Annotated in this window: 20 protein-coding genes; 17 read left to right on the forward strand and 3 right to left on the reverse strand. The window is 63.0% G+C overall.

Going from position 1 to position 23141, the window contains the following annotated elements:
- Positions 1–65: 65 nt before the first annotated feature.
- Together ACIOVF_RS11655 and ACIOVF_RS11660 are read left to right on the forward strand one after the other, a co-directional pair.
- Complete coding sequence (locus tag ACIOVF_RS11655) at positions 66–821, forward strand: methyl-accepting chemotaxis protein (protein ID WP_371128687.1); 756 nt, start codon at positions 66–68, stop codon at positions 819–821.
- A 49-nt stretch (positions 822–870) separates the two neighbouring features.
- Positions 871–2229, forward strand: a complete 1359-nt coding sequence (locus ACIOVF_RS11660) for a CoA transferase (protein ID WP_401289563.1) — start codon at positions 871–873, stop codon at positions 2227–2229.
- A 15-nt stretch (positions 2230–2244) separates the two neighbouring features.
- Here the strand turns inward: ACIOVF_RS11660 and arcD (ACIOVF_RS11665) are convergent, their stop codons facing one another.
- Positions 2245–3672 (reverse strand): arginine-ornithine antiporter, encoded by a 1428-nt coding sequence (arcD, locus tag ACIOVF_RS11665; RefSeq protein ID WP_045196419.1) that lies wholly within the window; start codon positions 3670–3672, stop codon positions 2245–2247.
- Between the two features lie 442 nt (positions 3673–4114).
- On the opposite strand from arcD (ACIOVF_RS11665), the gene arcD (ACIOVF_RS11670) reads away from it, so the two are divergent.
- The 12 genes from arcD (ACIOVF_RS11670) to ACIOVF_RS11725 all read left to right on the forward strand — a co-directional run bounded on the left by arcD (ACIOVF_RS11670) (position 4115) and on the right by ACIOVF_RS11725 (position 18304).
- The gene (gene arcD / locus ACIOVF_RS11670; RefSeq protein ID WP_045196417.1) at positions 4115–5542 is read left to right on the forward strand and encodes an arginine-ornithine antiporter; all 1428 of its coding nucleotides are present in this window, start codon (positions 4115–4117) and stop codon (positions 5540–5542) included.
- 33 nt (positions 5543–5575) lie between these two features.
- Positions 5576–6832 (forward strand): arginine deiminase, encoded by a 1257-nt coding sequence (arcA, locus tag ACIOVF_RS11675; protein WP_045196415.1) that lies wholly within the window; start codon positions 5576–5578, stop codon positions 6830–6832.
- Between the two features lie 78 nt (positions 6833–6910).
- A complete protein-coding gene (locus ACIOVF_RS11680) occupies positions 6911–7921 on the forward strand; it encodes an ornithine carbamoyltransferase (RefSeq protein ID WP_045196413.1) in 1011 nt (336 codons plus the stop codon).
- A gap of 131 nt (positions 7922–8052) precedes the next feature.
- Complete coding sequence (gene arcC, locus ACIOVF_RS11685) at positions 8053–8982, forward strand: carbamate kinase (protein WP_093387115.1); 930 nt, start codon at positions 8053–8055, stop codon at positions 8980–8982.
- Positions 8983–9036: 54 nt separating this feature from the next.
- A complete protein-coding gene (locus tag ACIOVF_RS11690) occupies positions 9037–9402 on the forward strand; it encodes a DUF5064 family protein (RefSeq protein WP_213602313.1) in 366 nt (121 codons plus the stop codon).
- A gap of 93 nt (positions 9403–9495) precedes the next feature.
- Complete coding sequence (locus ACIOVF_RS11695; protein WP_093387118.1) at positions 9496–11004, forward strand: sigma-54-dependent transcriptional regulator; 1509 nt, start codon at positions 9496–9498, stop codon at positions 11002–11004.
- 274 nt (positions 11005–11278) lie between these two features.
- Entirely contained in the window at positions 11279–11662 is a 384-nt protein-coding gene (gene gcvH, locus ACIOVF_RS11700; protein WP_045196405.1) for a glycine cleavage system protein GcvH, read from the forward strand.
- 9 nt (positions 11663–11671) lie between these two features.
- Positions 11672–14527, forward strand: a complete 2856-nt coding sequence (gcvP, locus tag ACIOVF_RS11705; RefSeq protein WP_401289573.1) for an aminomethyl-transferring glycine dehydrogenase — start codon at positions 11672–11674, stop codon at positions 14525–14527.
- Positions 14528–14627: 100 nt separating this feature from the next.
- Complete coding sequence (locus tag ACIOVF_RS11710; RefSeq protein ID WP_195885742.1) at positions 14628–16004, forward strand: L-serine ammonia-lyase; 1377 nt, start codon at positions 14628–14630, stop codon at positions 16002–16004.
- Between the two features lie 28 nt (positions 16005–16032).
- Positions 16033–17157 carry a glycine cleavage system aminomethyltransferase GcvT gene (gene gcvT / locus ACIOVF_RS11715; protein WP_401289576.1) on the forward strand — a complete coding sequence of 375 codons (1125 nt, stop codon included), beginning with the start codon at positions 16033–16035 and terminating at the stop codon, positions 17155–17157.
- Positions 17158–17505: 348 nt separating this feature from the next.
- Entirely contained in the window at positions 17506–17718 is a 213-nt protein-coding gene (locus ACIOVF_RS11720) for a cold-shock protein (protein ID WP_007931076.1), read from the forward strand.
- A gap of 97 nt (positions 17719–17815) precedes the next feature.
- Positions 17816–18304 (forward strand): RDD family protein, encoded by a 489-nt coding sequence (locus ACIOVF_RS11725; protein WP_093387135.1) that lies wholly within the window; start codon positions 17816–17818, stop codon positions 18302–18304.
- A 52-nt stretch (positions 18305–18356) separates the two neighbouring features.
- On the opposite strand, the gene lptG is transcribed toward ACIOVF_RS11725, so the two are convergent.
- Together lptG and lptF are read right to left on the reverse strand one after the other, a co-directional pair.
- Positions 18357–19418: an LPS export ABC transporter permease LptG gene (lptG, locus tag ACIOVF_RS11730; RefSeq protein WP_045196392.1), complete on the reverse strand. Its 1062-nt coding sequence runs from the start codon at positions 19416–19418 to the stop codon at positions 18357–18359.
- On the reverse strand, positions 19411–20526 hold the full coding sequence (gene lptF, locus ACIOVF_RS11735) for an LPS export ABC transporter permease LptF (RefSeq protein ID WP_045196390.1): 1116 nt from the start codon (positions 20524–20526) through the stop codon (positions 19411–19413). The genes lptG and lptF overlap by 8 nt, the downstream gene beginning before the upstream one ends.
- 280 nt (positions 20527–20806) lie before the next feature.
- On the opposite strand from lptF, the gene ACIOVF_RS11740 reads away from it, so the two are divergent.
- Genes ACIOVF_RS11740 through ACIOVF_RS11750 form a run of 3 tightly spaced genes read left to right on the forward strand, consistent with a single transcriptional unit; the run spans position 20807 to position 23133 of the window.
- Positions 20807–22300, forward strand: coding sequence for a leucyl aminopeptidase (locus tag ACIOVF_RS11740; RefSeq protein ID WP_045196387.1), 1494 nt, complete (start codon positions 20807–20809; stop codon positions 22298–22300).
- Between the two features lie 51 nt (positions 22301–22351).
- On the forward strand, positions 22352–22780 hold the full coding sequence (locus ACIOVF_RS11745; RefSeq protein ID WP_093387140.1) for a DNA polymerase III subunit chi: 429 nt from the start codon (positions 22352–22354) through the stop codon (positions 22778–22780).
- Positions 22781–22785: 5 nt separating this feature from the next.
- Positions 22786–23133, forward strand: coding sequence for a hypothetical protein (locus tag ACIOVF_RS11750; RefSeq protein WP_045196382.1), 348 nt, complete (start codon positions 22786–22788; stop codon positions 23131–23133).
- Positions 23134–23141: the final 8 nt, after the last annotated feature.

Raw genomic sequence — 23141 nt, forward strand, 5'->3', positions numbered from 1 at the left:
GCATCACCCAGGCCCGGGCCACTGCCGACCAGTCTTCGGCAATTGCCCAGCGCACCAGCGAAGGCATGCAGGTGCAGTTTCGCGAGATCGACCAGGTGGCCACCGCCTCCAATGAGATGAGCGCCACCGCCCACGACGTCGCCAACAGCGCCGCCAGTGCCGCCGACGCCGCCCGCGGTGCCGACCGCTCGGCCAAGGACGGCATGGCGATCATCGAGCGCAGCACCCGCGACATCACTGTACTCGCCGAACAGGTCAGCAAAGCCGTTGGCGAAGTGGAAACCCTGGCGCAGAACAGCGAACAGATCGGCTCGGTATTGGAGGTGATCCGCAGCATTGCCGAGCAGACCAACCTGCTGGCGCTCAACGCCGCGATCGAAGCCGCCCGCGCCGGTGAAAGCGGCCGTGGTTTTGCCGTGGTTGCCGACGAAGTACGCAACCTGGCGCGCCGTACCCAGGACTCGGTCGAAGAGATCCGCCAGGTGATCGAGCGCATCCAGAGCAACACCCGCGAGGTGGTGGCGACCATGCATTCAAGCCACGGCAAGGCCCAGGAAAACGCCGGGCAGATCCACCAGGCGGTGCAGGCGCTGGACAAGATCAGCGAGGCGGTCACGGTGATCAGCGACATGAACCTGCAGATCGCCAGTGCCGCCGAGCAACAGAGCGCGGTGGCCGAAGAGGTCAACCGCAACGTCTCGGCGATCCGCGGGGTAACCGAAACCCTGACCGGACAGGCCGCGGAATCTGCGCAGGTGAGCAGCCAGCTCAACACCCTGTCGTCGCAGCAGATGGCCTTGATGGATCAGTTCCGGGTTTGACCTGGCGCCGCTGATGGTCTGCAATGGCCCTTCTGCTGGAGGGCCATTGATGACCGCGCTACTCGACACCCTTGTCGCCGAACTGCAGCTGCCAACGGCACTGCGCAATAGCCTGCGCTTTCGCGGCAACGGCGCCCTGCCTTCGACTTTCGCCGTCACCGAGCTTGCCAGCAGCAGCATTGCCGCCTGTGGCCTGGCAATCGCCGAACTGCTGCAGCGCCAGCTTGAGCAACCGCCTGGCGTTGAAGTTGACCGCCGCCTGAGCTCGTTCTGGTTCGCCACCAGCCTGCGCCCGCAAGGCTGGAGCACACCGCCCTTGTGGGACCCGATTGCCGGTGACTACCGCGCCGAGGATGGCTGGATTCGCCTGCATACCAACGCAGCTCATCATCGCGCCGCCGCCCAGCAGGTAGTGGGCCGTGCGGCTGACCGCGCACACATGGCTGATCTGGTTGCGCGCTGGCGCGCTCATGAGCTGGAAAGCGCGATAGTCACCGCTGGCGGTTGCGCCGCGCAAATGCGCAACTGGTCCGAATGGTCGGCCCATCCTCAGGGCCTGGCAGTGAATGCCGAGCCGTTGATTCATCACCAACGGGCTCCGGCCTTTACAAAAAGACGCTGGACCGGTAACGCCGTCCGACCTCTGGCCGGGGTCAAGGTGCTGGACCTGACCCGCATCCTCGCCGGCCCCACAGCCAGTCGCCTGCTGGCAGGCTTCGGCGCGCAGGTGCTGCGGATCGACCCGCCAGGCTGGGAGGAACCGGCGGTGGTTGCCGAGGTGACCCTGGGTAAACGTTGTGCGCGCCTGGACTTGCACGATGGGGATGATCGACGGGTGTTTGAACGCCTGCTCAGTGAAGCCGATATTCTCCTGCATGGTTACCGCGCCGATGCCCTCGAACGACTGGGGTATGCCAGCGAACAGCGCCGCCAGCTCAACCCCGGGCTGATCGATGTGAGCCTCAACGCCTACGGCTGGAGCGGCCCCTGGCAACAGCGCCGGGGCTTCGACAGCCTGGTACAGATGAGCTGCGGCATCGCTTGTGAAGGCATGCGCTGGCAACAGGCCGACAAGCCCGTGCCGTTGCCGGTGCAGGCATTGGACCATGGCACCGGGTACCTGATGGCGGCTGCGGCGATCAAGGCCTACAGCGAACGCCTGGGCAGCGGTTGCGGGGCAACCCTGCGCCTGTCGCTGGCGCGCACGGCAAAGCTGTTGATCGATCAGGGGACGCTGGCAGCGGATTTGCCGTTACAGGCTGAGACGGCAGCGGATCTGAACCCGCAGCTGGAGCAGACGCCCTGGGGGCTGGCGCAGCGGCTGAAGGCGCCGCTGCTGGTCGAAGGGGCACCGTTGGATTGGCAGCAGGGGGCTTGTGAGCTGGGTTCTGCTGCTGCCTGTTGGTGAATGTGCCGGCACTGATTAAAGGCTCAACATCCCGCTGTACAAGCCATAGGCCGCCAACCCCGCGCCCACCAGCACGGCGGCGAAGATCAGCTTCTCCCAGGTGGTAAACAGCGCCTGGCCCTGCTCGTGCTTGGCCCGGGCAAACAGGATCACCCCTGGCGCGTACAGCAGCGCCGACAGCAGCAGGTACTTCAGCCCACCGGCATACAGCAGCCAGATCGCGTAGATCAGCGCGATACCGGCAATCAGCAGGTCCTTGCGCCGTGCGCCGGGGTGGCCTTCATACGACTCGCCGCGCACCGCCAGCAACACCGCGTAGGCCGCCGACCACAGGTACGGCACGAGGATCATCGACGAGGCCAGGTAGATCAGGCTGGTGTAGGTCCCGGCGGAAAACAGGGTGATCAGCAGGAACAGCTGAATCATCACGTTGGTCAGCCACAGCGCATTGGCCGGCACGTGGTTGGCGTTTTCCCTGGCCAGAAAGCGCGGCATGGTCTGGTCGCGGGCGGTGGCGAAGAGGATCTCGGCGCACAGCAAGGCCCATGACAGCAGCGCCCCCAGCAGCGATACCGCCAGGCCGATACTGATCAGCAAGGCGCCCCAGGGCCCGACGATATGCTCAAGCACCGACGCCAGCGACGGGTTCTGCAAGGCCGCCAGCTCCGGCTGGGTCATCACCCCCAGCGACAGCACGTTGACCAGCACCAGCAAGGCCAGTACGCCGATAAAGCCGATCACCGTGGCCTTGCCGACGTCCGAGCGCTTCGCCGCCCGCCCGGAGTAGACGCTGGCGCCCTCGATGCCGATGAACACGAACACCGTCACCAGCATCATGTTGCGCACCTGGTCGAGCACGCCGCCGAATTTCGGGTTGCTCAAGCCCCAGATGTCCCGGGTAAAAATGTCGGCGCGAAAGGCCACCGCGGCGATGACGATGAACATCACCAACGGCACGATCTTGGCCACCGTGGTCACCTGGTTGATGAACGCCGCCTCCTTGATGCCGCGCAGCACCAAAAAGTGTACGGCCCACAACAGCAGCGAGGCACAGGCGATGGCGATCGGCGTATTGCCCTCGCCAAACACCGGGAAGTAGAAGCCCAGGGTGCTGAACAACAGCACGAAGTAGCCGACGTTGCCCAGCCAGGCGCTGATCCAGTAGCCCCAAGCCGAAGAAAAGCCCATGTACTCGCCAAACCCGGCCTTGGCATAGGCATACACGCCGGAGTCGAGCTCCGGCTTGCGGTTGGCCAGGGTCTGGAACACGAAGGCGAGGGCCAGCATGCCCACCGCGGTGATGCCCCAGCCGATCAGTACGGCGCCGACGTCGGCACGCGCAGCCATGTTTTGCGGCAGCGAAAAGATCCCGCCGCCGATCATCGAGCCGACCACCAAGGCGATCAACGCCCCCAGGCGTAATTTCTGTCCAGGTTCGGACATGCAGATCCCCTTCTGTCTCGTGTTTGTAACGCCAGTGGTACACCCTGAGTTAAATATAATCTGACTCTAAGCGTCTATATATATTAAACCACTAAGCGCTTTCTGCTCATAACTAGCGCGTCTATGCCTGACGAACTAAATGGTGAGTTTTGTGCACAATTCGCGCTTCTTCAAGCTAATAAGAAAAATTCTCAGAGAAAATTTGCGATTCGCCCAAAACGGACTAGCTTCAATTCTCGCAGCCCCGCAAGAGCGATTGCTCTAAAACGCCATGGAGGTGCCAGTTGACAAGGCTTGCAGTACTGCGATCGGCAGACTCCGGGAGGCTGTTTCAGTCATTGATCTGCAATGGAATGTCCTCATGAACTGACCTGAATCAGCTAATGACTTCGCCGCTGGATTTATTCTAGCGTCATCTCTTCTCCTGGTACGGAGTTATTCAATGTCAGACGCTCCCGGAAAACTACGACTTGGTGCGCTGGTTGCACTTGTTGTCGGCTCGATGATCGGCGGCGGGATCTTTTCGCTGCCGCAAAACATGGCCGCAAGTGCTGATGTAGGCGCTGTTCTGATCGGTTGGGGCATCACCGCCATCGGCATGCTGACCCTGGCTTTCGTGTTCCAGACCCTGGCCAATCGCAAGCCTGACCTGGACGGCGGGGTATACGCCTACGCCAAGGCCGGTTTCGGCGATTACATGGGCTTTTCTTCAGCCTGGGGCTACTGGATCAGTGCCTGGCTGGGCAACGTCGGTTACTTCGTGTTGCTGTTCAGCACCCTCGGTTACTTCTTCCCGATCTTTGGCGAGGGCAACACCCCGGCAGCGGTGATTGGCGCCTCGGTGCTGCTCTGGGCCGTGCACTTTCTGGTATTGCGCGGGATCAAGGAAGCGGCCTTCATCAACCTGGTCACCACCGTAGCCAAGGTCGTACCGCTGGCGCTGTTCGTGCTGATCGCCCTGTTCGCCTTCAAGCTGGATATCTTCACCGCTGACATCTGGGGCTCGATGAACCCGGACCTGGGCAGCGTGATGAACCAGGTGCGCAACATGATGCTGGTCACCGTCTGGGTGTTCATCGGCATCGAGGGCGCGAGCATCTTCTCGGCCCGGGCAGAAAAACGCTCGGACGTCGGCAAGGCCACGGTCATCGGCTTCATCACCGTGCTGCTGTTCCTGGTGCTGGTCAACGTGCTGTCGCTGGGCATCATGACCCAACCGGAGCTGGCCAAGCTGCAGAACCCGTCGATGGCCGCCGTGCTTGAGCACGTGGTTGGCCACTGGGGTGCGGTGCTGATCAGCGTCGGCCTGATCATCTCGCTGCTCGGGGCTCTGCTGTCGTGGGTACTGCTGTGCGCCGAGATCATGTTCGCCGCCGCCAAAGACCACACCATGCCGGAGTTCCTGCGCCGCGAGAACGCCAACCACGTGCCGGCCAACGCCCTGTGGCTGACCAACGCCATGGTGCAGATCTTCCTGGTCATCACCCTGTTCTCGGCCAGTACCTACCTGTCGCTGATCTACCTCGCCACCTCGATGATCCTGGTGCCTTACCTGTGGTCGGCGGCCTATGCCTTCCTGCTCGCGGTACGCAGCGAAACCTACGAACAGGCCCTGGCCGAACGCAAGAAAGACCTGGTCATCGGCGCCATCGCCCTGCTCTACGCGGTCTGGCTGCTGTATGCCGGCGGCGTCAAATACCTGCTGCTTTCGGCCCTGCTGTATGCCCCTGGCGTGATCCTGTTTGCCAAGGCCAAGCGCGAGGTCGGCCAACCGATTTTTACCAACGTGGAGAAGCTGATCTTCGCCGCCGTAGTCATTGGTGCCCTGGTGGCTGCCTATGGCCTGTACGACGGCTTCCTGACTCTGTAACCACCCGTTTTCGCAACTTGGAGGAAATGAACCATGTCCACGGATAAAGTTAAGTACGGCGTACATTCCGAAGCCGGCAAACTGCGCAAAGTGATGGTCTGCTCCCCTGGCCTGGCGCACCAGCGCCTGACCCCGAGCAACTGCGACGAACTGCTGTTCGATGACGTTATCTGGGTCAACCAGGCCAAACGCGACCACTTCGACTTCGTCACCAAAATGCGTGAGCGCGGCATCGAAGTGCTGGAAATGCACAACCTGCTGACCGAGACCATCCAGAACCCCGAAGCGCTGAAATGGATCCTCGACCGCAAGATCACCCCGGACACCGTCGGTGTCGGCCTGACCAACGAAGTGCGCAGCTGGCTCGAAGGCCTGGAGCCGCGCAAACTGGCCGAATTCCTGATCGGCGGCGTGGCCGGTGAAGACCTGCCGGAAAGCGAAGGCGCCGGCGTGATCAAGATGTACCGCGACTACCTGGGCCACTCAAGCTTCCTGCTCGACCCACTGCCCAACACCCAGTTCACCCGCGACACCACCTGCTGGATCTACGGCGGCGTGACCCTCAACCCGATGTACTGGCCGGCGCGACGTCAGGAAACCCTGCTGACCACCGCCATCTACAAGTTCCACCCCGAGTTCACCGCGGCCGACTTTGAAATCTGGTACGGCGACCCGGACCAGGACCACGGCAAGGCCACCCTCGAAGGCGGCGACGTCATGCCGATCGGCAATGGCGTGGTCCTGATCGGCATGGGCGAGCGCACCTCGCGCCAGGCCATCGGCCAACTGGCGCAATCGCTGTTTGCCAAAGGCGCGGTGGAAAAAGTGGTGGTCGCCGGCCTGCCGAAATCCCGTGCAGCGATGCACCTGGACACCGTGTTCAGCTTCTGCGACCGCGACCTGGTCACGGTTTTCCCGGAAGTGGTCAAGGAAATCGTGCCGTTCGTCATTCGCCCGGACAGCAGCAAGCCATATGGCCTGGACGTGCGCCGCGAGAACAAGACGTTCCTCGACGTGGTCGCCGAATCGCTGAACCTGAAGAAACTGCGCGTGGTCGAGACCGGTGGCAACAGCTTCGCCGCCGAACGCGAGCAGTGGGACGACGGCAACAACGTGGTGGCGGTTGAACCAGGTGTGGTCATCGGCTACGACCGCAACACCTACACCAACACCCTGCTGCGCAAGGCAGGCGTCGAAGTCATCACCATCAGCGCCGGCGAACTGGGCCGTGGCCGCGGCGGCGGTCACTGCATGACCTGCCCGATCGTGCGCGACCCTATCGACTACTAGACGACCATCAACCGCCTGCACCTGCCGGTGCAGGCGGGCCGATTACCGCTTTCCGTTCACAAGAACAGGAGAAACATCATGGCGTTCAACATCCACAACCGTAACCTGCTGAGCCTGGAACACCACACCCCTCGCGAGTTGCGCTACCTGCTGGACCTGTCCCGCGACCTTAAACGTGCCAAGTACACCGGCACCGAGCAGCAGCACCTCAAAGGCAACAACATTGCGCTGATCTTCGAGAAGACCTCGACCCGCACCCGTTGCGCCTTCGAAGTAGCTGCCTATGACCAGGGCGCCAACGTCACCTACATCGACCCGAACTCCTCGCAGATCGGCCACAAGGAAAGCATGAAGGACACCGCCCGGGTACTCGGGCGCATGTATGACGCCATCGAATACCGTGGCTTCAAGCAGGAAATCGTCGAAGAACTGGCGAAGTTCGCCGGCGTACCGGTGTTCAACGGCCTGACCGACGAATACCACCCGACCCAGATGATCGCCGACGTGCTGACCATGCGTGAGCACGCCGACAAGCCGATCCACGAGATCAGCTACGCCTACCTGGGCGATGCGCGCAACAACATGGGCAACTCGCTGCTGCTGGTCGGCTCCAAGCTTGGCATGGACGTGCGCATCTGCGCGCCAAAAGCCCTGTGGCCGCACGATGACCTGGTCGCCCGGTGCAAGAAATACGCGGAAGAAAGCGGCGCGCGCATCACCCTGACTGAAGATCCGAAAGCTGCGGTCAAGGGCGTCGACTTCATTCACACCGACGTCTGGGTATCGATGGGCGAGCCGGTTGAAGCCTGGGGCGAACGCATCCAGCAACTGCTGCCGTACCAGGTCAACGCCGAGCTGATGAAAGCCACCGGCAACCCGCGCACCAAGTTCATGCACTGCCTGCCGGCGTTCCACAACTCCGACACCAAGGTCGGCAAACAGATCGCCGAGCAGTACCCGAACCTGGCCAACGGCATTGAAGTGACCGACGACGTGTTCGAGTCGCCAGCCTGCATCGCCTTCGAGCAAGCGGAAAACCGCATGCACACCATCAAGGCGATCCTGGTGTCGACCCTGGCTGACCTGTAATCCAGCTGCCAGTCTCTGTGGGAGCGGGCTTGCCCCGCGATAGCGTCACCGCGGTGCAGCAGATGCACCGCCATCGCGGGGCAAGCCCGCTCCTACAGGGTGGCATCTCCCTTTCCTAGAAGGACATCATCATGCGTATCGTTGTTGCATTGGGCGGCAACGCCCTGCTGCGCCGTGGCGAACCCATGACTGCAGACAATCAGCGCGCCAATATCCGCATCGCCGCCGAGCAGATCGCCAAGATCCATCCGGGCAACGAGCTGGTCATCGCCCACGGCAATGGCCCGCAAGTCGGCCTGCTGTCGTTGCAGGCGCAATCCTACAAACCTGATGAAGCCTACCCGCTGGACGTGCTCGGTGCCGAAACCGAAGGCATGATCGGCTACATCATCGAGCAGGAGCTGGGCAACCTGCTGGACTTCGAAGTACCGTTCGCCACCCTCCTGACCCAGGTCGAAGTGGACGCCAACGACCCGGCCTTCAAGGACCCGACCAAGTTCATCGGCCCGGTCTACAGCAAGGAAGACGCCGAGCGCCTGGCCAAGGAAAAAGGCTGGGTGGTCAAGGCCGACGGCGACAAATACCGCCGTGTGGTCGCCAGCCCGAAACCCAAGCGCATCTTCGAGATCCGCCCGATCAAATGGCTGCTGGAAAAGAGCAGCATCGTTATCTGCGCCGGCGGTGGCGGTATCCCGACCATGTATGACGCCGATCGCAAGCTCAAGGGCATCGAGGCGGTGATCGACAAGGACCTGTGCTCGGCGCTGCTGGCCGAACAGCTCGAAGCCGACCTGCTGGTGATCGCCACCGACGTCAACGCGGCATTCATCGACTATGGCAAGCCAAGCCAGAAGGCGATTGCCCAGGCGCACCCTGACGAGCTCGAACGCCTCGGCTTTGCCGCCGGCTCCATGGGCCCGAAAGTCCAGGCCGCTTGCGACTTTGCCCGCCATACCGGCAAAGTGGCGGTCATCGGTTCGCTGGCCGACATCGAGGATATCGTCAAGGGTACCGCCGGTACCCGGGTTTCCACCGCCAAGCCGGGAATCAGCTACCGTTGAATGCAGTTGGCGGGCCTTGGGCCCGCCGTTTTCACCTTTGCGGAGGATTCCATCATGGCCCAGTTCAAACCCGGTCACGTGCATATCGAGCGCACTGCGCTGAACAAGGCTGATCACAGCTACGACCTGAATATCGAGTACGCAGTAGTCCGGGAAGCCAACAAACACGGCATTGATTTCCACATGCATGGGAGCATCGAAGGCAAGACCGTGGAGGAAAAGTTCTTCCTGAGCAAGGAAGAGGTACTGCCAAGCTTCCTGAGTGTTGCCACGCGCAAGGCACAGAGCTACATGCCGTCGCCGAAGAAATTCGAGAGCCTGGGCTCAGGGCACAAGATCTACGACCTGATGTTCGAGGACATTCGCGAGAAGCTGGAGGTGAAGTCGGGCGACCCGGTCAATCCCGAGCACTTCGAATAGCCCTACCGGCCTCATCGCGGGGCGAACCGACTTGCCCCGCGATTGCGCTGAACAGCATACTGGCCGCCTTCGGCAGCCTTGACCCCCTCCCCCATGCGCATCCACGTCAGTTTCATCGACCGCGTCGGTATCACCCAGGAAGTGCTGGCCCTGCTCGGCGCCCGCAACCTCAACCTGGACGCCGTGGAGATGGTGCCGCCGAACGTCTACATCGACGCCCCGACCCTCAGCCCCCACGTGCTCGAAGAGCTGCACGACGCGCTGTTCAACGTGCAGGGCGTGCAGACCGTGCAAGTGGTCGACATCCTCCCCGGCCAGCGCCGTCACCTGCAGCTTGATGCCCTGCTCGCGGCCATGAGCGATCCGGTACTGGCCCTGGACAGCGCCGGTCACGTGCTGCTGGCCAACCCGGCGCTGGTGGCGTTGTGCGGGCAGGAACCGTCCGACCGTTCGGTGGCCGACCTGTTTGGCGACCCAGGCTTGCTCGAAGCGCTGATCGAACAGGGTTTTCACCTACCCCTGCGCGAAGTGACCCTCAACGGCCAGACCCTGCTGCTCGACGCCACGCCGATCACCAACGCCGGCGCCCTGCTGACCCTGTACCAGCCCAACCGCATTGGCGAACGGCTGTCGGCGCTGCACCATGATCACGCCGAGGGCTTCGATGCCCTGCTCGGCGACTCCCCGCCGATCCGCACCCTCAAGGCCCGCGCCCTGCGCGTTGCAGCTCTGGACGCGCCGCTGCTGATCAACGGTGAAACCGGCACCGGCAAGGAGCTGGTGGCCCGCGCCTGTCACGCCATCAGCAGCCGTCACAGTGCGCCCTTCCTGGCCCTCAACTGTGCGGCGCTGCCGGAGAACCTGGCCGAAAGCGAGCTGTTCGGTTACGCCCCCGGTGCCTTTACCGGCGCGCAACGTGGCGGCAAGCCGGGGCTGATGGAACTGGCCAACCAGGGCACGGTATTCCTCGACGAGATCGGCGAGATGTCACCGTACCTGCAGGCCAAGCTGCTGCGTTTTCTCAACGATGGCAGCTTTCGCCGGGTCGGCGGTGATCGCGAGGTCAAGGTCAATGTACGGATCCTCAGCGCCACCCACCGCGACCTGGAAAAAATGGTCGCCGAGGGCACCTTTCGCGAAGACCTGTTCTACCGCCTGAACGTGCTCAACCTGCAGGTGCCACCGTTGCGCGAACGTGGCCAGGACATCCTCCTGCTGGCGCGCTACTTCATGCAGCAGGCCTGCACCCAGATCCAGCGCCCGCTGTGCCGCCTGGCCCCGGCCACTTACCCGGCGCTACTGGGCAACCGCTGGCCGGGCAACGTGCGCCAGCTGCAGAACGTGATCTTCCGCGCCGCGGCCATCAGCGAAAGCAGCCTGGTGGACATCGGCGACCTGGACATTGCCGGCACCTCGGTGGCTCGCGGCCATGACGCTGAAGTCGACAGCCTTGAACAGGCCGTGGAAGACTTCGAGCGCAACCTGCTGGAAAAGCTCTACAGCAGCTACCCCTCGACCCGCCAGCTAGCCAGCCGCCTGCAAACCTCGCACACCGCCATCGCCCATCGCCTGCGCAAGTACGGCATCCCGGCCAAGCCCTGAACAGCTGTAGCGAAATCACTACATCGTAACGATATCGATACAGCACAGTTTCAGGGCCACAGTGCAAGGTTCTGATCCACTTGAGCTTTTTTTCTCACCCCTAGGTGTAGCGATTTCGCTACACCGGTTATTTATTCTCTTTCCGTAAATTATCTAACTATTTGTTTTAAAACGATATTTTAGATATGGCCGCAATATTGCTATGGCATTACCCATCCCTGGGCTCACCTGAGCCATGCCCACAGCCGTCCCCTGCGGCCCTTGAGGAGTTTCCATGAGCGAGTTGCGTTTTACCGAAGATCACGAATGGCTGCGTAGCGAAGCTGACGGCAGCGTCACTGTCGGGATCACCGCCTTCGCCCAGAACGCCCTGGGCGATGTGGTCTACGTGCAACTGCCAGAGCTGCAACGCTACGAGCAAGGCGCCGAAGCCTCGACCGTCGAATCGGTCAAGGCTGCCAGCGGCGTGTACATGCCGCTGACCGGCGAAGTGGTAGCGGTCAACGACCAGCTCGAAGGCAACCCCGAACGGGTCAACGAAGACCCGCTGGGTGAAGGCTGGTTCTTCCGTTTCATCCCCGCCGACGCCGGCGCCGTCGCGCAACTGCTCGACCAGGACGCCTACGACCGCCTGATCAAAGCCAACGCTGACGCCTGAGGAACCGCCATGACCATCAACCTCGGCACTGCCAACGAATTCATCGCCCGCCACATCGGCCCGCGCCAGCACGACGAGCAGCACATGCTCGCCACCCTCGGTTTTGACTCGCTGGAGGCCATGAGCGCCGCGGTCATCCCCGACAGCATCAAGGGCACCAGCGTCCTTGAGCTGGGCGCCGGGCAAAGCGAAGCCCAGGCGCTGGCCTCACTCAAGGCCATCGCCGGCGACAACCAGCTGTTCAAGAGTTTCATCGGCCAGGGTTACTACAACTGCCACACGCCGGCGCCGATCCTGCGCAACCTGCTGGAAAACCCGGCCTGGTACACCGCCTACACCCCTTACCAGCCAGAGATTTCCCAGGGCCGCCTGGAAGCGCTGCTGAACTTCCAGACCCTGATCAGCGACCTCACCGGCCTGCCGATCGCCAACGCCTCCCTGCTCGACGAAGCCACTGCCGCTGCCGAAGCCATGACCTTCTGCAAACGCCTGAGCAAGAACAATGGCAGCCACGCCTTCTTCGCCTCGGTGCATTGCCACCCGCAAACCCTGGACGTGCTGCGCACCCGTGCCGAACCGCTGGGTATCGAGGTTGTCGTCGGCGACGAGCGTGAGCTGAGCGATGTCAGCGCCTTCTTCGGCGCCCTGCTGCAATACCCGGCCAGCAGTGGTGAAGTCTTCGACTACCGCGAGCTGGTCGAGCGCTTCCACGCGGCCAATGCCCTGGTCGCCGTGGCGGCCGACCTGCTGGCCCTGACCCTGCTGACCCCGCCGGGCGAATTCGGCGCCGACGTGGCCATCGGCAGCGCCCAGCGCTTTGGTGTACCGCTGGGCTTCGGTGGCCCGCATGCCGCCTTCTTCTCGACCCGCGATGCATTCAAGCGCGACATGCCCGGCCGCCTGGTCGGCGTGTCGATCGACCGCTTCGGCAAGACCGCACTGCGCCTGGCCATGCAGACCCGCGAGCAACATATCCGCCGCGAGAAAGCCACCAGCAACATCTGCACTGCCCAGGTATTGCTGGCCAACATCGCCAGCATGTACGCCGTGTACCACGGCCCTCAGGGCCTGAAGCAGATCGCCGAGCGTACCCACGCACTGACCGCGATCCTCAAGGCCGGCCTGCAACAGTTGGGTGTACAGGTCGAAGTGGAACACTTCTTCGACACCCTGACCCTGGCCACCGGCAGCAGCACCGCCGCTCTGCACGACCAGGCCCGCGCCCAACGCCTGAACCTGCGCCAGATCGACGCCCAGCGCCTGGGCCTGTCGCTGGATGAAACCAGCACCCAGGCCGACGTCGAAGCCCTGTGGCAGCTGTTCGCCGCTGGCAAGGCCAGCCCGGACTTCGCCACCCTCGCTGCCAGCGTTCAGGCACAACTGCCACGCACGCTGCTGCGCCAGTCGGCGATTCTCGAGCACCCGGTGTTCAACCGTTACCACAGCGAAACCGAGCTGATGCGCTACTTGCGCCGCCTGGCTGACAAGGACCTGGCGCTGGACCGCACCATGATCCCGCTGGGCTCGTGCACCATGAAGCTCAACGCCGCCAGCGAAATGATCCCGGTGACCTGGGCCGAGTTCGGCAGCCTGCACCCGTTCGCCCCGGCCGCGCAGAGCCAGGGTTACCAGCAACTGACCAGCGAGCTGGAAGCCATGCTCTGCGCCGCCACCGGCTACGACGCCGTTTCGCTGCAGCCCAACGCCGGCTCCCAGGGCGAATACGCCGGCCTGCTGGCGATTCGCGCCTATCACCAGAGCCGTGGCGAAGCGCGCCGCGATATCTGCCTGATCCCGTCCTCGGCCCACGGCACCAACCCCGCTACCGCGCACATGGCCGGTATGCGCGTGGTGGTCACCGCCTGTGATGCCCGCGGCAACGTCGACATCGACGACCTGCGCGCCAAGGCCATCGAACACCGCGAACACCTTGCCGCGCTGATGATCACCTACCCCTCGACCCATGGCGTGTTCGAAGAAGCCATTGGCGAGATCTGCGCGATCATCCATGACAACGGCGGCCAGGTGTACATCGACGGCGCCAACATGAACGCCATGGTCGGCCTCTGCGCCCCGGGCAAGTTCGGCGGCGACGTTTCGCACCTGAACCTGCACAAGACCTTCTGCATCCCCCACGGCGGTGGCGGCCCGGGCGTCGGCCCGATCGGCGTCAAATCGCACCTGGCGCCGTTCCTGCCGGGCCATGCGCACATGGACAACAAGCAGGGCGCGGTTTGCGCCGCACCGTTCGGCAGCGCCAGCATCCTGCCGATCACCTGGATGTACATCCGCATGATGGGTGGCGCCGGGCTCAAGCGTGCCTCGCAAATGGCCATCCTCAACGCCAACTACATCGCCCGCCGCCTGGAAGAGCACTATCCTGTGTTGTACACCGGCAGCAATGGCCTGGTGGCGCACGAGTGCATCCTCGACCTGCGCCCGATCAAGGACAGCAGCGGCATCAGCGTCGATGACGTGGCAAAACGCCTGATCGACTTCGGCTTCCACGCCCCGACCATGTCGTTCCCGGTGGCCGGCACGCTGATGATCGAACCGACCGAAAGCGAGTCTAAAGAAGAACTGGACCGCTTCTGCGAGGCGATGATCCGCATCCGCGAAGAGATTCGCGCGGTCGAAAGCGGCAGCCTGGACAAGGACGACAACCCGCTGAAGAACGCCCCGCACACTGCCGCCGAAATCGCCGGTGAGTGGAGCCACCCGTACAGCCGCGAGCAGGCGGTGTATCCGCTGGCGTCGCTGGTCGAAGGCAAGTACTGGCCACCGGTCGGCCGCGTTGACAACGTGTTCGGCGACCGCAACCTGGTGTGTGCCTGCCCGTCGATCGAGAGCTATCAGGACGTCTGAGGCCTCTTCGCGGGGCAAGCCCGCTCCCACAGTGAGACCCTCATTCCCTGTGGGAGCGGGCTTGCCCCGCGATAGCCTTCATCACAACGAGGGTACGACCATGTCACTAAGCGTCTTCGACCTGTTCAAGATCGGCATCGGCCCCTCCAGTTCCCATACCGTAGGCCCTATGCGCGCCGCTGCGCGTTTTGCTGAAGGCCTGCGTCGCGACGGCCTGCTGGCCGCTACAGTCAGCGTCAAGGCCGAGCTCTATGGCTCGCTCGGCGCCACCGGTAAAGGCCACGGCAGCGACAAGGCCGTACTGCTCGGCCTTGAAGGCGAACACCCGGACAGCGTCGACACCGAAAGCATCCCCGCACGCCTGCAGGCCATCCGCAGCAGCGGCCGGCTCAACCTCCTCGGCGAGCATGCAATCGACTTCGTTGAAAAGCAGCACCTGGCGATGATCCGCAAACCCCTGGCCTTCCATCCCAATGGCATGATCTTCCGTGCCTTTGACGCCGCCGGCTTGCAGATTCGCAGCCGCGAGTATTACTCGGTGGGCGGTGGTTTCGTGGTCGACGAGGACGCCGCCGGCGCCGATCGCATCGTCGAAGACAGCACCGTGCTGCCCTATCCGTTCAAGACCGCCAAGGAGCTGCTTGGCCACTGTACCGCGCAGCACCTGTCGATCAGCCAGGTCATGCTGGCCAACGAAGCCGCCTGGCGCCCGGAAAGCGACACCCGCAGCGGCCTGTTGCACATCTGGCAGGTCATGCAGGACTGCGTGTCTGCCGGTTGCCGCAACGAAGGTATTTTGCCTGGCGGGCTCAAGGTCAAACGCCGCGCCGCCGCACTGTACCGCCAGCTGTGCAGCAACCCGGAGGCGAGCCTGCGCGACGCGCTGTCGGTGCTCGACTGGGTCAACCTGTATGCCCTGGCCGTCAACGAAGAAAACGCCTTTGGCGGGCGGGTGGTCACCGCGCCGACCAATGGCGCCGCCGGCATCGTCCCGGCAGTGCTGCACTACTACATGCGTTTTATCCCGGGCGCCAACGACGACGGCGTGGTGCGCTTTCTGCTCACCGCCGCCGCCATCGGCATCCTCTATAAAGAAAACGCCTCGATCTCCGGTGCCGAAGTCGGTTGCCAGGGCGAGGTCGGCGTTGCCTGCTCGATGGCCGCCGGCGCCCTGTGCGAAGTGATGGGCGGCACAGTGCAGCAGGTCGAGAACGCCGCCGAAATCGGCATGGAACACAACCTGGGCCTGACCTGCGACCCGATCGGCGGGTTGGTCCAGGTGCCCTGCATCGAACGCAACGCCATGGGTTCGGTCAAGGCCATCAACGCGGTGCGCATGGCCCTGCGCGGTGACGGCCAGCACTTCGTCTCGCTGGATAAGGTCATCCGCACCATGCGCCAGACCGGCGCCGACATGAAAAGCAAATACAAGGAGACCGCCCGCGGCGGTCTGGCCGTCAACATCATCGAATGCTGACACCCTCTCAAGCCCCAAGGAGTCATCAATGTCCACCGAAACACTGCTCAAGACCCCGCTGCACGCCCTGCACCTGGAACTGGGCGCCCGCATGGTGCCGTTCGCCGGATACGACATGCCGGTCCAGTACCCGCTGGGAGTGATGAAAGAACACCTGCACAGCCGCGAGCAGGCCGGCCTGTTCGACGTTTCGCACATGGGCCAGATCCGCCTGAGCGGCGCCGCTGCAGCCAAGGCCCTGGAAACCCTGGTGCCGGTCGACATCATCGACCTGCCGGTGGGCATGCAGCGCTATGCCATGTTCACCAACGAACACGGCGGCATCCTCGATGACCTGATGGTCGCCAACCTGGGCAACGACGAACTGTTCCTGGTGGTCAACGCGGCCTGCAAAGAGCAAGACCTGGCCCATTTGCGCAAACATATCGGCGATCAGTGCCAGATCCAGCCACTGTTCGAGGAGCGCGCCCTGCTGGCCCTGCAGGGGCCGGCGGCGGTGAAGGTGCTCGAGCGCCTGGCACCCGTCGTGGCGAAGATGACTTTCATGCAGTTCCAGCCGGTACAACTGCTGGGCGCAGACTGTTTTGTCAGCCGCTCGGGCTACACCGGTGAGGACGGTTTCGAGATTTCGGTGCCGGCCGGCAAAGCCGAAGAGCTGGCGCGCCGCCTGCTGGCCGAACCCGAAGTCCAGGCTATCGGCCTGGGCGCACGCGACTCGCTGCGCCTGGAGGCCGGCCTGTGCCTGTATGGCCACGACATGAACACCCAGACCACGCCCATCGAAGCCAGCCTGCTCTGGGCCATCTCCAAGGTGCGCCGTGCCGATGGCCAGCGCGCCGGCGGCTTCCCCGGTGCCGAGGCGATCTTCGCCCAGCAGCAAAGCGGGGTTGCGCGCAAGCGCGTGGGCCTGTTGCCGCAGGAACGCACACCGGTGCGCGAAGGCGCCGAGATCGTTGACCAGTCAGGCACGGTTATCGGCAACATCTGCAGTGGCGGCTTTGGCCCGACATTGAATGCGCCGGTGGCGATGGGGTACCTCGATGCCGCGTACAGCGCACTGGAAACCCCAGTGTGGGCGATCGTGCGCGGCAAGCGCGTGGCGATGAAAGTGAGCAAGATGCCCTTCGTTGCCCAACGCTATTATCGCGGCTGAATCGATACTTGAAACAACGTGTCATGAAGCGTTCGGATTTTCGAATTCGAACGCTTTTTATAACTTTCGAAAAGCGTTGCGACAATGCTTGGAATGAGCCGGAAAAAATCGACCGAACGGCGGCTAAAAGGCACAGCGGCGGCGGTCTGCAGGGCTTGTTTTTGTCTTCAAAGTTAGCGTATTGTCTGTGCACTGTGTTTGCATGGGTCGCTATGGTTCGTGACCTGGGCAGTAGCTCTGATGTTTGCTACACCCGTTCGACGTCTCTTACTTTCCTGCAACCCAGCCCAGTACTCTTTCATTTGGAAGAAGCTGTTACTAATTCTAAGTTTCAAAGGAAATAAGACAATGTCCCAACGTCAGAGCGGTACCGTCAAGTGGTTTAACGACGAGAAAGGTTTTGGTTTCATCACTCCAGAAAGCGGTCCGGATCTGTTCGTACACTTCCGCGCTATTCAGGGTAACGGCTTCAAGAGCCTGAAAGAAGGTCAGAAAGTCACCTTCATCGCCGTGCAGGGCCAGAAAGGCATGCAGGCTGACGAAGTTCAAGCCGAAGGCTGATCTTCATCAACAAAGAAGCCTCTGCTGGCGACAGCAGGGGCTTTTTTGTGCGCGCAATTCCGTAGAATGGGCGTTTTGCGCAAGGAGGGCCTCGCCAGTGCCCAAGCAGCTGTTACAGCCCGAAGGTGAATTTCCCCCTGTCGACCTTGGCCGCCGCCTGGCCGCCATGTTCTATGACTTTTTGCTGTGCACCGCGTTGCTGATCGTCACCGCCGGTGCCTACAAGATGATCCAGATGGCTTTCATCGGGGAAGCACGCATGCGCGAGTTGACCGAGGCCGGCGCCCTGGATGGCGACCCGTTGCTGTCGACCATCCTGCTGTTCGCCCTGTTCGGCTTTTTCGCCAAGTTCTGGACCCACGGCGGCCAGACCCTGGGTATGCAGGTATGGGGCATCCGTGTGCAAAATGCCGACGGCAGCGCCATCAGCCTGTGGCAGGCGCTGCTGCGTTTTGTCGTATCGATCGGCTCGTGGTTGTGCCTGGGCCTGGGTTTTATCTGGGCGTTGTTCGACAAGCGCAAGCGCAGCTGGCACGACATCTACTCCGACACTCAACTGGTGCGAATTCCCAAGCGCAAAAAATAACCGCGCACAAAAAAGCCGACCCTGAGGTCGGCTTTTTCTTGTCTGCGGCAATTTATCCGGCGCGCCGCAACATCCACAACCCGGCCACCGCACAGATCGCCGCCGGCAGCACCACCGCCAGCAACGGCGGGAAGCCGAACACCTGGCTGGAAGGCCCGAGCAGGTCCTGGGCGATGCGGAACACAAAACCCACCAGCACCCCGGTGAACACCCGCTGACCAAGGGTCACCGAGCGCAGCGGACCGAAGATGAAGGAGATGGCCATCAGCACCAGCGCCGCGGTGACCATCGGCTGCAGCACCTTGGTCCAGAATGCCAGCCAGTACCGGGCGTTGTTCAGGCCCTGGTCGGACAGGTAGTGGATGTAATCCCAAAGACCGGTGATCGACAGTGATTCTGGTGCGACCACTACGGTATTAAGCAACTGCGGGGTGACCGACACGTCCCAGCGTTCTTCAGGCGTTTTGATGACTTCGGTGTGATCGCCGCGGAAATAGGTGGTGGTCACGTCGCTGAGCAGCCAGTGATCTTCCTTGTACTGGGCACGGCGGGCAAAGCTCGAGGTCTGCATGTGCCGCTCGTTGTCGAAACGATAGCGGGTCACGCCGTAGAGCAAGCCGTTGGGCTGCACCGAGTTGATGTGCACGAACTCGTCACCCTGGCGGTGCCACATGCCGCGCTTGGAGCTCTGCGCCTCACCACCGCCCTGGGCCAGGGAACGGTCGGCCTGGGCCTTGTTCTCGGTGACCGGGGCCAGGTACTCGCCAATCAGGATACCGGCCAGCATCAGCACCAGCATCGGCTTCATCACCGCCCAGACGATCCGCCCGATCGACACGCCGGCGGCGCGCATGATGGTCAGCTCGCTGCTGCTGGCCAGGCTCCCCAGGCCGATCAGGCAGCCGATCAGGGCGGCCATCGGCAGCATGTCGTAGAGCCGCCGCGGCGCGGTGAGCAAGACGAAATTGCCGGCGTCCATCAGCGTGTAGGTGTCGGTGATGTCACCCATCTCGTCGATGAAGGCGAACAGCGAAGCCAGGCCCAGGATGATGCCCAGTACGGCAAGAATCGCCATCAGCACGCTTTTGCCGATGTAACTGTCGAGCTTAACCATGGGCCACCTCCGCACGGCGAGCGGCGCGCTTGAGACGCAACGGCTCCCAGTACATCAGCCCCAGGCCGATCAACAGAAACAGGCCATGGACCCACCAGATACCCAGGCCGATCGGCAGCTTGCCTTTCTCCAGGGCGCCACGCACGGCAATCAGCATTGTCAGGTACGCCATATACAGAAGAATCGCCGGCAGCAGTTTGAGGAAACGGCCCTGGCGCGGGTTGACCCGCGACAGTGGCACCGCCAGCAGGGTGACAATGAACACCAGCAACGGCAGCGACAGGCGCCACTGCAGCTCGGCACGCTCGCGCAGGCCCTTGCTGCCAATCAGTTGCGAGGTCGGGATGGCTTCACGCTCGGTGATCTCTTCACTGACTTCAGGCTTGGGCAACAGCACGCCGTAGGTGTCGTACTTGATTGCGCGGTAATCAGCCTGGCCAGGGTTACCGTCATAGCGGTAGCCGTTTTCCAGGATCAGGTAGCGGTTGCCATCGGGGTTGACCTGCTGGTGGCCTTTTTCCGCCACCAGTACCGACGGACCGCGGTCCTTGGTCTTGTCCTGGTTGAAGCGCTTCTCGGAAATGAACACACCGCCAAGGTTTACCCGATCTTCCGACAGCTGCTCGGTATAGGTAACCCGCGAACCATCGCGCAGGGTCTGGAAGCGGCCCGGCACCAGGGTGTCGAACTCGGTCAGGGCGTCCTGCTGGTTGATGATCTGTGCGACCTGGGTAACGCCCTGGGGCGCCAGGCTCAGGCTCAGCCAGGCTACCAGCAAGGCCACCAGTGCCGCCGGCGCCATGGTCATGCCCAGCAGCCGCTGCTGGCTCATGCCGGTGGCCGAAAGCACGGTCATCTCGCTTTCCAGGTACAAACGGCCATAGGCCAGGAGGATACCGAGGAACAGCCCCAGGGGCAGGATCAACTGCAGGAAGCCCGGCAGGCGGTAGCCCATGATCAGGAACAGCACGCTCGGGTCGAGCACGCCCTGGGCCGCCTGGGCCAGGTATTTGATGAAGCGCCCACTCATGATGATGACCAGCAGCACAGCGCTGACGGCACTCAAGGTCACCAGGACCTCGCGGGACAGATAACGAAAGACGATCAAACCAGACACTCCTGGGTTGTCAGGCTCGGACAGCCGAACAAGAAATCCATAACAGCCAAGATAGTAGCCCGCTCGCCAGAGCGAACCCGGATAAAAGTTGGCGCATTATCCTGTGATTGGCCGTGCCTGTCACTTGGCGCCGCACAATGCTTCATCTCGGGGTTGTCAGGGCGGGCGAAGCAGGCTCAAACTGGGGGCTTTAGCACTGGTACGCGACCACGCGGCCACGACCGCGCCTGCATAGACAACGCGCATCGACAGATCATTCGGGGAACCTGACATGGAACTGGTTGTAAAAAGCGTAGCCGCAGCATCCTTGAAAACCGCCACCCTGGTCCTGCCCGTGGCTGAAGGCGGCAAACTCGGCGCCATCGCCAAAACCATCGACGAAGCCACCGGCGGTGCCCTGGCCAGCGTGCTCAAGCGCGGCGACCTGGCCGGCAAGGTCGGCCAGACCCTGCTGCTGCACAGCCTGCCAAACCTCAAGGCCGAGCGCGTGCTGCTGGTGGGTACCGGCAAGGATGCCGAGCTGGGTGATCGCAGCTGGCGCAAGGTCGTTGCCGCCGTGCTGGCAGTGCTCAAGGGCTTGAACGGCAGCGACGCAGCTCTGGCCCTGGACGACGTCAAGGTTGCCGGCCGCGATGCTTTCTATGGCAAGACCCGCCTGTTGGCCGAGAGCCTGCTCGATGGCCAGTACGTGTTCGACCAGTTCAAGAGTAAGAAAGCCGAACCTCGCGCCCTGAAAAAAATCACCCTGCTCAGCGCCAAGGCCGGTGCCAGCGACGTCGAGCGCGCGGTCAAGCACGCCGTTGCCATCGCCAACGGCATGGGCTTCACCCGCGACCTGGGCAACCTGCCACCGAACGTCTGCCACCCAAGCTACCTGGCCGAACAGGCCAAGGCCCTGGGCAAGGAATTCAAGGGCCTCAAGGTCGAGGTGCTGGACGAGAAGAAGATCAAGGACCTGGGCATGGGCGCCTTCTACGCCGTCGGCCAGGGCAGCGACCAGCCGCCACGCCTGATCGTGCTCAACTACCAGGGCGGCAAAAAGAGCGAGAAGCCTTTCGTGCTGGTGGGCAAGGGCATCACCTTCGACACCGGTGGCATCAGCCTCAAGCCCGGCGCCGGCATGGATGAAATGAAGTTCGACATGGGCGGCGCCGCCAGCGTCTTCGGCACCCTGCGCGCCGTGCTCGAGCTGCAACTGCCGATCAACCTGGTGTGCCTGCTGGCCTGCGCCGAGAACATGCCGAGCGGCGGCGCCACCCGTCCTGGCGACATCGTCACGACCATGAGCGGGCAGACCGTCGAGATCCTCAACACCGACGCCGAAGGCCGCCTGGTGCTGTGCGACACCCTGACCTACGCCGAGCGCTTCAAGCCTCAGGCAGTGATCGACATCGCCACCCTGACCGGCGCCTGCATCGTCGCCCTGGGCAGCCACACCTCGGGCCTGATGGGCAACAACGATGACCTGGTCGGGCAACTGCTCGACGCCGGCAAGCGCGCCGACGACCGCGCCTGGCAGCTACCGCTGTTCGACGAATACCAGGAACAGCTCGACAGCCCGTTCGCCGACATCGCCAACATCGGCGGGCCAAAAGCCGGCACCATCACCGCCGGTTGCTTCCTGTCGCGCTTTGCCAAGGCCTACAACTGGGCTCACCTGGACATCGCCGGCACCGCCTGGATCAGCGGCGGCAAGGACAAGGGTGCCACTGGCCGCCCGGTTCCACTGCTGACCCAGTACCTGCTCGATCGCGCCAACGCCTGAGGCGACGCTGGCCGTCTGCGCCTTGGGGCGTAGCCGGCCGGCAGGCAGACCATGAGCAAAGTCGATTTCTACATATTGCCCAGCGCCGCGCCCTCGGCGCGCCTGGATTTCGCCTGCAAACTGTGCGACAAGGCCTGGCGCCTGGGGCACCGGGTTTACCTGCATTGCAGCGACGCCGCCCAGCGCGATGAACTGGACGCGCGCCTGTGGGCGTTCAAGGGCGAGGCCTTCGTGCCCCACGACGCGGCTGAAGACAACCCGCAGGGCAGCGTCGCTCTGGGCCTTGGCGATGATGCCGGCAGCCACCAGGACCTGCTGATCAACCTTGACCTCAAGGTACCAGCGTTCGCTTCCCGCTTTGCCCGGATCGCCGAGATCGTGGTCGAAGAGCCGGCGATTCGTCAGGCGGCCCGAGAGAGTTTCCGTTTCTACCGCGAACAGGGCTATGCTCTGCAAGATCACCGCTTACAGCGACTCTGAAGACGATGGACAAACCCACTCCCCTGCCCCAATCCGCGCACCTGCTGGACGACCTGGAGTCGATCCGCCAGCTGCTTGGCGATGCATCCCTCGAGCCGCCGCTGTTGACCGACACCGTCGAGGAGCAGATCCCCCTGCTGCTTGAAGAGGCCGAAGCAGCGCCGCAGCCGGCGCCTGAAGCGCCAGCCGACCCGCAGGCCAAGCGCCAGGAAACCCTGCTGCACCTGGACGCCGAGCTACGCGCGGCGGCCCAGTTGATCATGCAGGACGTGATCAACGATTTCGCCCCGCATATCGAAAGCGAAATCAAGCGCCGCCTCGACGCCCGGCTCGAGCGCCTGCTCAACCAGTAAAAAGCAGT

Source organism: Pseudomonas sp. NPDC087612 (genome assembly GCF_044743505.1).
In the GTDB taxonomy this organism is placed as follows: Bacteria; Pseudomonadota; Gammaproteobacteria; order Pseudomonadales; family Pseudomonadaceae; genus Aquipseudomonas.